Origin of the sequence: Gemmatimonas phototrophica, from assembly GCF_000695095.2 — a bacterium.
GTDB lineage: Bacteria > Gemmatimonadota > Gemmatimonadetes > Gemmatimonadales > Gemmatimonadaceae > Gemmatimonas > Gemmatimonas phototrophica.
The window spans coordinates 421297-434304 of record NZ_CP011454.1; the positions used below are offsets into that span (position 1 = coordinate 421297).

The following is a 13008-nucleotide window of genomic DNA, read 5'->3' on the forward strand; positions in this document are numbered from 1 at the left end:
CACCAATTCATGGGCACGTAGGGTGTCTCCGAGATGCCATGGCGAGAATTCCGGGAATATTTTCACGAACTAGGAACGCACACGGTCACGAAGCCACGTATTGACGCTTGATTCGTACGTCCCTGTTCGCAAAAGGACCGGCGCCGGCGGCGTAGGCGTGTACTTCGGGCGTGCGGTCGGCGGGCGCGAGGCGGAGTGACTCCCGGAAGTCCTGATTCACGGTAGCGAGGGCCTGCAGCAGTACCTCATCGTCGGCGGCGCTCCAAGCGTCGTGTGGTGCGGACGTCTCTTCCACGGCAATCACGAGCCGCTTGTCGCCCGTGGCGTCTTCGGTGGTCCCCAGCTGAAACCCGTCAACGCGCGAGGCCAGCTGTGGCGTGCGGCAGATGGCATCCTGCACGTCGGTAGGCGGAATTTTGCAGCCGTACCAGCTCACACTCTGATCGGCGCGTCCGTACAGAAAGAGTACGGGCAAATCGAGTACTTCTGGCGCCAGCTGGGTGATGTCCACACCGTGCGCCGTCAGCACCCGCGCAATTTCCGCGTGGCGTACCACGTGCCCCAGATCCTGAATGTTGTAGCGAATCTTGGGCGCCAGATAGCCTGGGCGGCAGATGGTCACCAGCAGTTGGCCATCCGGTGTGGTCTCGAGAAAGAATTCCGCCGGATTGTATTGAAAGAGCATGGGGAGTGCGCCCTGCTGCTTCACCAGATCCCGCGCAATCTCCGGGCGGGCCTGTAGCAGGCGGCGCAGGGCGATGGTGTAGTCCGTTTCGGCCGCGATGTTGAGTTCAAGATCGGACGCGCCATACGATCCGTACACCCGGGCAACCCCCCGTTGCTGAAAGAGGGCGCGCATGGACTCACTCATCCCTTCGCCGCCGTAAATGAAGGAAACCTGAAAGGCATGCCAGTTCACGCCGGCGCGATCGAGCAACTGCCGGAGAAACGGGGGATAGCCCATCACCACGAGATGGTGCGTCTCACCAAACTCCCTGATCGTGTGCGCGATTTTGTCGATATCCGGACCAAGGGCCTTGAGATGCCCCATGGTGGAGAGCGCCATGGTGAGGTTGATGCCCGTGGCCCACGGACCCAGCGCGAAGGCATTGATGAAAAGCAGCGGACGAGATCCCACGAGCCGGCGCGAGAGTCCCATGCGAATGGTGCGGGCATTGGCGCGACGTTCTGCGGTACCGCGGACCCACGAGGTCGGTCGCCCGCTGCTGCCCGATGATTCGTCAAAGAGCACGCCGTGCGCAGGAATAACACCATCCATACACCGCTGACCGATGGCAAAGCGCTGCACGTAGCTGCGTTTGTCGGTCATGGGAATCCCTGCGTCTGCGCGTTCGTTCACCACGGTGGCATAGGCCGGTACCCGGCGACGCGCCTGGGCAAATCGGGCCCGTACACCAGCGCGGCCAATGGCCCAGCGTAGTCGTTCAAAGCCAGGGAGGAGCAAAACAGAGCGGCAGAGACCGGAGTGGTGCAAGCCATCGATCAGAGCCGTTAGCAGACGATCAGGTACCGAAGTCATGAGAACTGCTCCGTGTCATTCAGGAAGATGGCGGATGTCGGAATCCGCAGGCTGCGTGGCGGCTGGTCGCTGTACCCCATGCGCGCGAGCAGCCACATGGTGTTGGCAGGTCTGGACGGGCCGAGCATGGAGAGAAACCGCTGATGCGCGTCCGGGTTGGTGACCACCGAACCGAACGGGTGCAGGTGCACGCCCGCTTCCGACAAGAGCAGCCAGGCGTGTGCGAAGACCCGGCCGGCCCGTACCCAATCGGCAGGCGTGACGAAGGGCCCCGACCACCAGGCGAGCGTCCGGGTGCCGCGCATGCCGTGGGTGAGCAGTCGCTTGCCCAGCGCGGCCCGTGCCCCGTGCTGCCAGGCGCGATGGTTATCGAAGAAGTCCCGCAGCAACCAGCCAGGGAAATGCATGCAGCGTGACCAGAGGCCGTCGTTGGTTGCCTGCGCCTGCTGATCGGACGGACGAATCCAGCGGCGCAGTTCCGTGCGGGCCACCTCACTGTCCATATCGGCAAAGACGGCGTCGCGATTGATGGCTATGCCAGCGCGCACCTGTGCCCGGTCATGTGTCCAGCCAAACTGATGGCCTTCCGTGGCACTGCGCCGCTGAATGGTCTCCAGCACCTCGTTGTGCACACAGCTGCCGTCGTAGGGGAGACGTGAGGTCTGTCGTTCGCAGAGGGCGCTGCGTCGGGCCCGGGCATCGAGGCGCTTGGGGAGCGGCTCGAGCGACAGCATGGCGACCAGAACGGGCGCCCGCACCGTGTAGTCGATGGGCGCATCCACAAACTCGGCCGACAGGGCATACCCCTGCGCCGCAAATGCTATGGCCAGGTGCTCGGCGAACATGGACAGCGTGACCATGGTGAACGCCGACTGCGGATCCGTATTGGGTAGCTGGCGATCGGGGTCGCAACAGAGTTCGGCCTGCCAGGCGTTGAGCAACCGGAGCCGCCACGGCTGCATGTTGTGGGGCGACGGTGTCCAACGGGCGTAGTGCAGCGCCTCGGCCCAGCGTCCGTCGTGGTCGGCGGTGGCACGTACGGCCGGGGTGGTAGGCCACACGGGCGGCTTCACCAACCGAGGTGCGCAGGCCGCCAGCGCCAACGCTGACGAGGCCGCGCCCGTTGATCGAAGGAACTCCCGTCGCTGCACGCCGCCTCCCAGGGTCTGCGCCGCCCACGAACGGCGCCGGAACTGGCGCGGCGTCGGGGCGACCTACGAGTGGCAGTATCGGGGCGCTGCGAAAGGGGACCAATACGCCGTCTGACGTAGATGTCCTTGGGGTTGTCCTGAATATTCCGTCACATTTCCCGCCTCCCGGCCACTGTGCTGCGCATTTCCTGGTGTTCTGTTGGCAGCACGTTGGTGGTGGCCTGTGCACTTTCGATCGGTACGGCCACGGGGCAGGCACAGCCGGGGCCGTCTGCTCCCGTCGCAGCCAGCGTCGTACCGCGCGCGCCCAAGGTGGCTCAGGCCACCCGTCTGTCAGGCGCGGCGCCGCGCATTGATGGCGCGCTGGATGATCCGGTCTGGCAGTCGGCCACTCCACTACGGGATTTCGTCCAGCGCATCCCCGATGAGGGCGCCATCCCGTCGGAGCGCACCGAGGTGCGCGTGCTGTACGACGACCGCGCACTGTATGTCTCAGCGCACCTCCGACGCCAGGATCCGGCGGCTATTCGCACGTCGGTGACCCGCAGGGACGGCGAGAGCGATGCGGAGACGTTTACGGTCTCGTTGGACACCTACCTTGATCGCCGCACGGCATACAGCTTCACGGTGTCATCCGGAGGCGTGCGGGGCGATGCGTATCACTCCCAGGATAGTGAAGACAGCGGACGCGAACTCCAATTCGATCCCATCTGGAGCGCGCGGACACAGGTAGACAGCACGGGCTGGACGGCGGAGATGCGCATCCCCTTCTCGCAGCTGCGGTTCAATGCGGCCAGTGAACAGACGTGGGGGATGCAACTGACACGGTATGTGGCTGACAAGGCCGAACGGATTCAGTGGGCGCTCATTCCCATTGATGCGGCGGGGTTTTCGTCGCGGTTTGGTCGCCTGGAAGGTATTCGAGGGTTAGCGCCCGCCCGGCGCGTCGAGGTCCTCCCGTATATCGCTACCGAAGTGGCCTATCGCGCTGCCGACACGCGCGCCAACCCCTTTCTGGATCGTTATGGGGCCCGTCTTGGTGGTGATCTCAAAGTGGGATTGGGGCCCAATCTGACGCTGGATGCCACCATCAACCCCGACTTCGGTCAAGTGGAGTCGGACCCGGCGATTGTGAATCTCACCGCGTTCGAGCAGGTGTTTGAAGAGCGGCGGACGTTCTTCATTGAAGGCAATGAACTGCTCACCGGCCGTGGACAGAGCTTCATTGGCCGCCCCACGTGGTTCTACAGCCGCCGCGTTGGAGCGCCGCCGAGAGGGTCGGTACAGGGCGACTACGTGGATACGCCAACAAATACCACCATTACGACTGCGGCGAAGGTCACGGGCCGCCTCAAGTCGGGGCTGTCCGTTGGAGCGCTGGCCGCGCTCACACCGCGCGAGTTTGCGCGGAGCTATACAGCGGCCGACGAGTCCACGGGGCGCACCGCGGTGGAACCGCCCAGTTCCTTCGGCGTGATGCGCTTGCAACAGGAGTTTGGGTCGCAGCAATCGAACGTGGGCGTGTCACTGACGTCCGTGCAGCGTGCGTTGGATAGCCGTGGCGGGTTGGAGGCGCTCCTTCCGGGCAACGCCGTGGCCGGTGGTATCGATTGGAAATTGCGCTACAAGCAGGGCATGTACGAGATCACCGGATGGGTAGGCGGCAGTCATGTGTCGGGAAGCACCGCCGCCATTACTCGTCTGCAACGCAACAGTGCGCACTTCTTTCAGCGCCCTGACCAGCAGCACATCGCGTTTGACAGCACACGGCGTTCGCTCACTGGCAACAGCGCATCACTGCGTCTGGACAAGAACGCCGGCCGGTTTACGCTAGGTGGCATCCAGATTTCCGCCCGTTCCCCGGAGTTTGAAATCAACGATGCCGGTCAGATGCGCAGCGGCGACGATATCGATTTCAACGCCGATGTGCAGCTGCGCGATACCAAACCCAACAAGTATGTGCGGCTGTTCAATTTCGGCACGGCCACACAGGCGGGGTGGAACTACGGGGGCATTCGCCAGTACTGGCGCGTCTCGGAGAACGCGAGCGCCACGTTGCACAACTTCATGCGGGTGAGTGCCGGCGTGACCTTGCATATGGGGTCGCAGAGTGACGATCTCACGCGAGGTGGGCCACTGATGGCCACACCCAATGGCTATCAACTCACCGCCGCGCTGAACAGTCGCGCCAACGTGCCCACCACCTGGTCGGCGCGCACCACCTATTTCGACGACACCTTTGGCGGATGGAGTGTGAGTACGTCCACCACGCTCACGGTACGTCCCGCTTCACGCTGGCAGGCGTCCATGGACCCCACGTGGTCGCGGGTGGTGGACGGGCGGCAGTACATCGCAACGCGCAGTGGCGGGCGCAGCGCCACCTACAACCAGCGCTACATCTTTTCGTCCATTGAGCGCAGTACCGTCTCGGCGCGGTTTCGGTTGAACTATGCCTTTACGCCCAACTTCACGGTGGAAGGGTACGCCGAACCGTTTGCCGCCAGCGGCCGGTTCTACGATCATGGGGAGCTGTCGGCCCCACGCAGCGCCGAGCAGCGTGTGTATGGCACCGAGGCCAGCGGAACCTCCGTCATGGTGAACCCCGATGGCACGCGAACCGTGCGCGATGGCGCGTCAACATTTACACTACCAGCACTCGACTTCAACCGGCTCTCGTTTCGCTCCAACCTCGTGCTGCGTTGGGAGTGGTTGCCGGGAAGTACCGCGTTCCTGATCTGGCAGCAAAGCCGGGCTGGCCAGGACCCGACCGGTCGCCTCATTGGTGCCGGTGATCTGCTGGACGCCACGCGTTCCGCCGGAGACAATTTCCTGGTGGCCAAGCTGAGCTGGCTGTTCGGGGTACGGTAAGCCGGGACCACCGAGATGGGGCCGTTGTGACAGCCGGGTAGCCTGACCGGGTACAGCCCGGCAATCCCGCGCGATTTCCCCTGTCCCCACCCCATATGCGCCGCTTTCACCGTGTTTCCGTTGCCCTGCTGAGCGCTACGGTGCTGCTCGCGTCCGCTTGCTCCAATGGTACGGCACCCAGCGACCAGGTCACGGACTCGCTCACAGTGCTTCCCCGGGCGTTGAGCGGCGCGGAGCAGCAGGCCATCACGGCCGGCAATGACTTCGCGCTCCGGCTGCTGCAGCGTGTCACCAGTCAGCAGTCGGGGAACGTACTGCTGTCGCCACTCTCCGTGTCGTTGGCACTGGGGATGACCATGAACGGCGCGGCGAACGAGACGCAGAGCGAAATGCAGCGCACGCTGGGGTGGGGGAGTGCGAGTCGCGCTGACATCAACGTGGCGTATCGTGACCTCATGAGCATGCTGCCGAGCCTGGACGCGAGTGTCACGGTGAAGCTGGTCAACGGCATCTGGATGCGGTCCCCTCTCACGGCGGATACCGGATTCGTCAGTGATGCGCGCCGTTTCTTCGGGGCCCCCGTAAGCAGCCAGCCCACGCCGCGCGCCATGTTCGATGCGGTAAACGACTGGGGGAACCGGGAGACCAACGGGATGGTGCCCAAGGTGCTGACCCAGGAGCCGCCGGATGCGCTGGTGATGCTCCTGGCCAATGCCGTGTACTTCGCCGGGTCGTGGCGTAACCGCTTCGATTCGGCCCGCACTACGACCACTCCATTCTCGCGGGAAGGTGGAACACCGGTAACGGTTCCCATGATGTCGCGTGACGGTGGGTACCTGGGGTTCCGGGATCAACAGCTACAGGCCGTGGATATGGCCTACGGCAACAGCGCCTATTCCATGCTGGTCCTCATGCCAACGACGCAGGCGATCGGCCCCTTTGTCGCCACGCTCGACACCACCCGCCTGCGTCAGGTCATGACCGGACTGCGGCCGGCCGGCAGTGATGAGCTGCTGCGCTTTCCGCGCTTCTCCCTCACAGGCTCACTGGAACTGTCCCGTGATTTGCAGGCGCTTGGCATGGCACGCGCGTTCGACGGGGCTGCGCAGTTTCCGCGCCTGGTGCCCAACGTGGCAACCAAGCTGGACTTCGTGCAACACGCGGTGAAAGTCGATGTCGACGAAAAGGGGACGCGTGCTGCGGCGGTCACGGTCGTTGGCGTGGTGCGCACGTCGTTACCGGTGGGCTACGTGTTCAACCGGCCCTTCGTTTTTCTCATCCGCGAGCGGCTCAGTGGCACCATCCTGTTTACCGGTGTGGTGCGCAACCCGTTGGGCTGATCGCCCAACGGGTTGCGGGAATGGCCGCGTTACGCCGCCAGCAGCTCCTGCTCCAGTCGTGCATAGCTCGCTTCCATACCGGTGGTCATGCCGGTGCCGAGAATCATGTCGCGCAGCTCCTTGCTGGGGTACGTGATCAGGATACTGAGCAGCGTACCGCCTTCCACCGGCGTGAGCGTCATCTCGTTGCGCGTGGCCGGACCGTCGGTGCCAATCATCTGTTCGGAGGTCACGGCGCGATGCGGCGCCATGCTTTCGAGCAGTTCCCCCTCGAAACCAAAGCGCTGCGCTCCGTCGTTGGATGCCCATTCGTAGCGATAGCGCTCACCAACGCTCTTTGCGACTTGGCATACCGGCATGGTCCAGCCATCGGGGCCGGTGAGCCATCGCTGCATGAGCGCCGGCTCGTGATGGGCGCGCCACAGCTGCGCCGGCGTGCCACGCACCACGCGACTCACGCGCACCTGCGTATCGTTGAGCAGCTGAGCGTGCGTCGCGAGTGTGGCTGCAAACGTGGCCAGGTCGGTGAGCACATCGTCAATCTGGCTCATCGCCGAGCGCATCCCTTCCATCATGCCCATCTCCACCAGCTTCTCCATCTCCTCGACGCTGTTGAAGTAGGTGACACTCCGGAAGCGTGAGCCGGTTTCAGTGGCTTCGAACATGAACGTCATGCGCATGCCGGGCAGGTCGGTGTTGGGTTGCCCGTGCTCATCGGCAAAGCCGTCTTCCACTTCAATGAGCTGATGTGGCGTGATCGTGAGAAAGCGGAACCACCCGCGCGAGATGGTGCCATCGGGGCCGGTCATGTGGTAGTGCGAATAGCCACCCACCGCCATGTCGTGACGGGTGAAGGTGGCAGGCCACTCGCGCGGCCCCCAGAAGCGCTCGAGCTTGCGCGGATCGGCGTACGCATCCCACAACCGGGCCAAAGGCACCGGGTAGTCGGCCACAATGGACAGGGTGAGCGCCTCGGCGTTGGACACGACTTCGGTGATGGGCATGCGTTACTCGGGGAGTGAGGTGGTGGGGTCGGCGAACAGCTCGTCGAGTTGGCTGAAACGGGAGATCCAGAGCTGCTCGAGTTGCATGAGCAGGGTGCGCGCTTGCGCGAGGCGTTGCGGATTGCTGCGCACAATACGCTCCCGCCCTCGAGACTCCTTGCTCACCAGCCCGGCCTCCTCGAGTACCGCGACATGTTTCTGCACCGCCGCAAAGGACATGTCGTAGCGCGACGCGAGCGCGGAGACCGACGCGGGCTCTCCAGCCAACAGGCGGGCCACAATGTCGCGGCGGGTGGCGTCGGCGAGGGCGCGAAAGAGCTGGTCAAGCTCCGGATCGGTGAGCGATAAACGTGCAACCATATGGTTGTATGATACGTTAGGCATGCCGGACGCGCAAGTGCGACATTTCGGGTGTCTTCAGCCGAGGAGTCGTCGCATGAAATCCATTATCCCCGCGCAGGCCATTGATGTGCCGCACGAGATGACCACCACCGGTTTTGAATTGCCGGGCTATCGCATCCACCAATCGCTTGGCGTGGTACGCGGCGTAGTGGTGCGTTCGCGGTCGGTATTCGGCACCATCGGGGCCGGTTTCCAGACCATTCTGGGTGGCAATATTTCGCTCTTTACTGAACTGGCCGAACGTACGCGTCTGCAGGCGTTCGACACGATGCTGCATCAGGCGCATCTGGCCGGCGCCAATGCCGTCATTGGCGTGCGCTACGACGCCAACGAAATCATGAGCGGGGTGACTGAAGTGCTCTGTTACGGCACGGCGGTGCAGGTGGGACCAGCGGCACACGCGGAGTAAGCGCCCATGCCTCCAGCCAAGACCGCCGCACTGCTGAAGACACTGCAGGCGCGCTTCACCAAGCATCCCGAACGGCATGCCAGCCTTGCGTGGGCCGATGTCGAGGCTCGGCTCACCGGCAATGCCAGCGCGCTTAAGACGTTGGCCGCGATGGAGGAGACGGGCGGTGAGCCCGATGTGATTGGGCAGGACCCCACGACCGGCGCCTTTCTCTACTGTGACTGTAGCGCTGAGAGTCCGGCTGGTCGTCGCAGCCTGTGTTACGACCAGGCGGCACTGGACGCCCGCAAGGAGAACAAGCCCGCGGGCAGCGCCGTGGGGATGGCGGCGCAGATGGGGATCACACTGTTGACGGAAGCGCAATACCGGCAGCTGCAGCAGCTGGGGGCGTTTGATCTGAAAACGTCCAGCTGGATTGTGACCACGCCGAGTGTGCGTGCACTGGGTGGGGCGTTGTTTGGCGACCGGCGCTACGATCAGGTGTTTGTGTATCACAACGGCGCGCAGTCGTACTACGCGGCGCGGGGTTTTCGCGGGATGCTGACGGTCTAGCCGCTACCGCGAAAAATGCAGTAGTACGTTCGACCGGTCGCCCAGAAACAGTCGTGCATCCTGACCGGTGAACGCGCTGGTCCCCTTGATACTCGGGTCACCCAGGGCCTGCGCGTACCAGCTTGCGGCCGGCGCGTTGGGCAAGTCCTGGAGGCGCACCGGCATGCGCGGCACGGGCGCCGGTGCGGTCATGGAGGGGAGATACGTGACGTAGTTCCCCTCGGCGTCGAACACGCGCGCCCCCGACACGTTATTGAGCAGCAGTACAAAGGCGTTGATCTCCGTGTTCCACGACAGCGACGGCCCCCAGAAGCCTCCGCCATCGGCCTGTTGCCATGAGCGCAATGGTGGCAGAATGGGCGTGGCCTGACCAATGGGCGTTGGTGTCCACGACTGTCCGACGCGTGGTGAGCTGGTGCCCTGCAACCCCGGGCCGCGCCACTCGCCGTTGTGCCAGCGCACCGCCTTGCTGCGCCCATCGGCGTGCAGTGGTGCATCGAGGTCCTGCAGGGGAATGCGCGCCAGTTGAATGCCCTGGGTGGCGGGATTGGCGCCCGAGTAATCCGTAAACGCGATGTACGCGTACACGCTGTCGGGGCCTACGGCCATGCTGGGGTCGCCCACGCCGCCGGCAAAGAAGCGAATGGGTAAGTCGCAGTGAATGGGAAAGCTGCCGTCGCTGAGAATGAGGCCGAGATTCCGCCAGCTCTGCCCGTTGTCCGTGGATTTGGCGAGACCAATGTGCGGCACTGACAGATACGGTCGCTCGAACGGCGCCCCGCATCGTACGTACGGCCCCTCCTCGGTGTGATACAGTCCGTACAGCGCCCCGGTGGATGGGCGACGGTACACCGACTCAATCCAGCGCATGGGGGTGTTGGTGGGCCCCTCGCTGGTGTTGATGTCGTGCACATACCACTTGCGCGTGGTGTCCCACGCAAAGGTGGGATGGTCGTCGGCGAACCGCGCCAGCGTGAACTGCTGCGCGCTGGCCGCATCCCGGGCGCCGTTGCTGCGCCACGCGTGCTGGTTGGAGACAATCTGGTAGAACGTGTCGCCCACCCAGAACGACGGCCGGTTGCAATCACTGCCCACTGGGCTGCTGATGCGAAGCTCCGGCGCTGGCACCAGCGTGAGCGTCGGTGGCACGAAGGGGGGCGCCGCGGGCTCGGGGGTGGTGCAGGCGATGGTGAGGCCAGCGAGCGCGATGGCGACAAAGGCACGGGAGGTCATGCGGCCAATGTGCCGCCGAGTACCTGGTCGCGCGACTCACGATGGACCATCGCCCCAGCTCCCTGCTGCTATCGGCTCGCGTTTCGGACCCGATACAGGTAGCTGAACTTCACAAAGGCGCCGTCACTTGTGCGGGCGATATCGCCGGGACGCATGGTCTCGGAGGCATCCACCGCTGTCCCGTAGCCCACAAAGACCACAGTCCCGGGGCTGGGCAGGTAGCTGACCAGCCAATCGGCGCGCCCCAGCAACGACTTGCGTGCGCCCTGTACCGACAGCGCGCCCGTGGATGTGCGGCGGAAGAGCGGCTGCTCCGTCCGCGGGTCGCGCAGTGCACTGCGATCGCGCGATTCCACCTGGCCAATGAAACGGAGAAACAGCGCCCGCGAGAACTGATACTCGAGGCGCAGCCGCGGAACGACCTGCGTGCTGAACACCGTGCCGTCACGCTCGCGCACAAACTGCTGATAGCGCAAGAGCGTACCAATGCGCACCTGTGAAGAAGGGCGCAGGTCGAGCTGCGCTTCCACTTCCCGTCGCCGCACGGTGGAGGTTTCGAAGAACTCCGGCTCCGTGCCGGCCGTTGCGGTGAGCGTGGCGCCGGCGCGTCGCCATTGCGGCGTGTTCAGGGCAAAGGCCACGTTGTTCGTGATCTGCGCCACGTTTGGTGTAAAGCTGGCGGTGTCGCGTCCTGTGGCCGAGAGCACGGCATACGACGTGTAGCGACGCGGATCGAAGTCCACGCGTTGCAGGTCGGGGGTGATACTCACGCGCCATCCGCCGCGGATGGTCATGGAGTTATCAATGGACACGCGCATCTCCAACGGCGTGTCCCGATTGCCAAACCCGTTGTAGCTCCAGAGCGAGCTGGCACTCAGAAAGTGTTGCCGCTGATCCCACCATCCACCTTTGCTGCCGAACATGGTGTAACGCTGATTGATCTGCGCGCGCACGAAATCCACGCGATTCACGAAGCCGGTCTGGGTTTCGAATTGCGGACTGAAGCCTTGGAGATTGAAGCGATACCCCAACGCCCGTCCGGTGCGACCATGGCTGGCCTCCCACAGTGCGCCGGTGCGCGTCACGCTGTCGCGGGTCCTACTGGCAGCGTAGCGCAGGTCCAGACTGTACACGTTGGCGAACTGCAGCCGGGTGTCGAAGCCGGCCACGCGATTGAAGCGCGCCCCTTCGGAGCGGTCGGTAAACACAATGCCCGCATTGCTCTGTTCACCAAGATCACGGCGCAGTCGCACGATGTTGAAGCGCGGACTGGTCTTGCCATCGCTGCCGCTGGTGGGGGCGTCGATCGCCGACAGCAGCCCCACATCAGTGCGGGGAATCTTTCCCGTCAGCTTGATGGCGCCAAGCGGTTGCACAATGGAACGGGTATTCACCAGGCGATTGGGGGCATCAAACTGCTCGCTCCCTTCCACAAAGAACGGGCGGAGTTCCGGAAAGAAGAGGGCAAAGCGCACGTCGCCGGGAATCTGGCCCACGTCCGTTTCGACCTGGCTGAAGTCGGGGTTGGCGGTGGCGTTTACGGTGAAGTTCGAGGTAATGCCCCAGCGCACATCGCCGCTGGCTTCACTGCGGGTGCCGTAGCGCCATCCGTCGGAGTTCGGCCGCCCCGTCGTGGAGCTCACCGAGGTCGGCGTGAGGTCGAGCACCAGCCCGCGCTTCATGCCCGTGAGGCCACGCAGGTATCCCGATTGCGGCGTAAACGCCTGCAGCGAGCGGGAGGTGGGTGCCCACGTGTCCTGATAGCCGGTGCGTTGCGTCTGGCGTATGATCTGCACCCCCCAGTCCTGCGTCGATCCCATTTGAAAGCGGATGGACTTGAAGGGAATGCGCATCTCCACACTGAAGCCATCGTCGAGCAGTTGCCCTTTCGACTGCCATACATAGTCCTGCGACAGATCAACGGCTTGCAGCGACGCGCGTGAGACGCCGGGCCCGGCGGAGACATCACTGCGCATGCCGTCGGCTTGCACCCCGAACGCATTCACGGCAAAGACGAACGACCGGCGGTCGAGGAACGTATCCAAATGGATGGCCATCCAATCGTCGTTGGTAATGCGATCCCGCTCGGCCAGCGTGGCCCGGACGGTGCCGGGCGGGGCATAGGCGCGGATGCCGACATACAGGGCATCCTCGGCGTACCAGAGACGTACCTCGGTATTGTCCTGTGCCGGTCGCCCGTCCACGGGGCTGTACGACGAAAAATCGGTAAGCACCGACGCCTGCTGCCACGCCGACTCGGTGAGCGTGCCATCGATGGTGATGGAGTCCCGCAGGCGGGGGACATGCGCCGAGAGTTCGCGCGCGCGTCCTGAGAAGGTGCGGGCGACGACGGGGACCGGGGCGGGGGCCGCCTCCGGTGTGCTCCCGGTGGGACCGCTAACCTGCTGGAGCAACGCGAGCAAGACAGAAACCATGAGGGGATGTTAACTGCCTTGGGTCGTTGGGGCGATGTGCCGCTCACGCCGGTGGAGCGATGGGCGGCCAAGCG

General features: G+C 64.2%; 10 protein-coding genes. 4 read left to right on the forward strand and 6 right to left on the reverse strand.

What is annotated here, in order from left to right:
• Positions 1-85 precede the first annotated feature (85 nt).
• Positions 86-1540: a phenylacetate--CoA ligase family protein gene (locus GEMMAAP_RS01880; RefSeq protein WP_145978952.1), complete on the reverse strand. Its 1455-nt coding sequence runs from the start codon at positions 1538-1540 to the stop codon at positions 86-88.
• Entirely contained in the window at positions 1537-2613 is a 1077-nt protein-coding gene (locus tag GEMMAAP_RS01885) for a nitroreductase family protein (RefSeq protein ID WP_145978953.1), read from the reverse strand. Before GEMMAAP_RS01885 ends, GEMMAAP_RS01880 begins: the two co-directional genes overlap by 4 nt.
• A gap of 252 nt (positions 2614-2865) precedes the next feature.
• Here GEMMAAP_RS01885 and GEMMAAP_RS01890 point away from each other — a divergent pair, with 252 nt between their 5' ends.
• Positions 2866-5559: a DUF5916 domain-containing protein gene (locus GEMMAAP_RS01890; protein WP_026849201.1), complete on the forward strand. Its 2694-nt coding sequence runs from the start codon at positions 2866-2868 to the stop codon at positions 5557-5559.
• A 95-nt stretch (positions 5560-5654) separates the two neighbouring features.
• On the forward strand, positions 5655-6899 hold the full coding sequence (locus GEMMAAP_RS01895) for a serpin family protein (RefSeq protein WP_053333941.1): 1245 nt from the start codon (positions 5655-5657) through the stop codon (positions 6897-6899).
• Positions 6900-6928: 29 nt separating this feature from the next.
• Here GEMMAAP_RS01895 and GEMMAAP_RS01900 read toward each other — a convergent pair whose 3' ends face one another.
• Both GEMMAAP_RS01900 and GEMMAAP_RS01905 read right to left on the reverse strand, forming a co-directional pair.
• Positions 6929-7903, reverse strand: a complete 975-nt coding sequence (locus GEMMAAP_RS01900; RefSeq protein ID WP_026849202.1) for an SRPBCC family protein — start codon at positions 7901-7903, stop codon at positions 6929-6931.
• Between the two features lie 3 nt (positions 7904-7906).
• Complete coding sequence (locus GEMMAAP_RS01905; RefSeq protein ID WP_026849203.1) at positions 7907-8263, reverse strand: ArsR/SmtB family transcription factor; 357 nt, start codon at positions 8261-8263, stop codon at positions 7907-7909.
• A 76-nt stretch (positions 8264-8339) separates the two neighbouring features.
• Here GEMMAAP_RS01905 and GEMMAAP_RS01910 point away from each other — a divergent pair, with 76 nt between their 5' ends.
• Both GEMMAAP_RS01910 and GEMMAAP_RS01915 read left to right on the forward strand, forming a co-directional pair.
• Positions 8340-8714, forward strand: coding sequence for a YbjQ family protein (locus tag GEMMAAP_RS01910; protein WP_053333942.1), 375 nt, complete (start codon positions 8340-8342; stop codon positions 8712-8714).
• 6 nt (positions 8715-8720) lie between these two features.
• Positions 8721-9266, forward strand: coding sequence for a DUF4256 domain-containing protein (locus GEMMAAP_RS01915; protein WP_026849205.1), 546 nt, complete (start codon positions 8721-8723; stop codon positions 9264-9266).
• A 3-nt stretch (positions 9267-9269) separates the two neighbouring features.
• Here the strand turns inward: GEMMAAP_RS01915 and GEMMAAP_RS01920 are convergent, their stop codons facing one another.
• Together GEMMAAP_RS01920 and GEMMAAP_RS01925 are read right to left on the reverse strand one after the other, a co-directional pair.
• The gene (locus GEMMAAP_RS01920; protein WP_026849206.1) at positions 9270-10499 is read right to left on the reverse strand and encodes a glycoside hydrolase family 183 protein; all 1230 of its coding nucleotides are present in this window, start codon (positions 10497-10499) and stop codon (positions 9270-9272) included.
• Between the two features lie 68 nt (positions 10500-10567).
• On the reverse strand, positions 10568-12934 hold the full coding sequence (locus tag GEMMAAP_RS01925; protein ID WP_075071385.1) for a DUF5916 domain-containing protein: 2367 nt from the start codon (positions 12932-12934) through the stop codon (positions 10568-10570).
• Positions 12935-13008 lie beyond the last annotated feature (74 nt).

Bases quoted from the DNA above. Each gene is read 5' to 3' on its own strand.
- GEMMAAP_RS01880 (WP_145978952.1), bottom strand. From the start codon at position 1,540: ATGACTTCGGTACCTGATCGTCTGCTAACGGCTCTGATCGATGGCTTG.
- GEMMAAP_RS01895 (WP_053333941.1), top strand. From the start codon at position 5,655: ATGCGCCGCTTTCACCGTGTTTCCGTTGCCCTGCTGAGCGCTACGGTG.
- GEMMAAP_RS01900 (WP_026849202.1), bottom strand. From the start codon at position 7,903: ATGCCCATCACCGAAGTCGTGTCCAACGCCGAGGCGCTCACCCTGTCC.
- GEMMAAP_RS01905 (WP_026849203.1), bottom strand. From the start codon at position 8,263: ATGGTTGCACGTTTATCGCTCACCGATCCGGAGCTTGACCAGCTCTTT.
- GEMMAAP_RS01910 (WP_053333942.1), top strand. From the start codon at position 8,340: ATGAAATCCATTATCCCCGCGCAGGCCATTGATGTGCCGCACGAGATG.
- GEMMAAP_RS01915 (WP_026849205.1), top strand. From the start codon at position 8,721: ATGCCTCCAGCCAAGACCGCCGCACTGCTGAAGACACTGCAGGCGCGC.
- GEMMAAP_RS01920 (WP_026849206.1), bottom strand. From the start codon at position 10,499: ATGACCTCCCGTGCCTTTGTCGCCATCGCGCTCGCTGGCCTCACCATC.
- GEMMAAP_RS01925 (WP_075071385.1), bottom strand. From the start codon at position 12,934: ATGGTTTCTGTCTTGCTCGCGTTGCTCCAGCAGGTTAGCGGTCCCACC.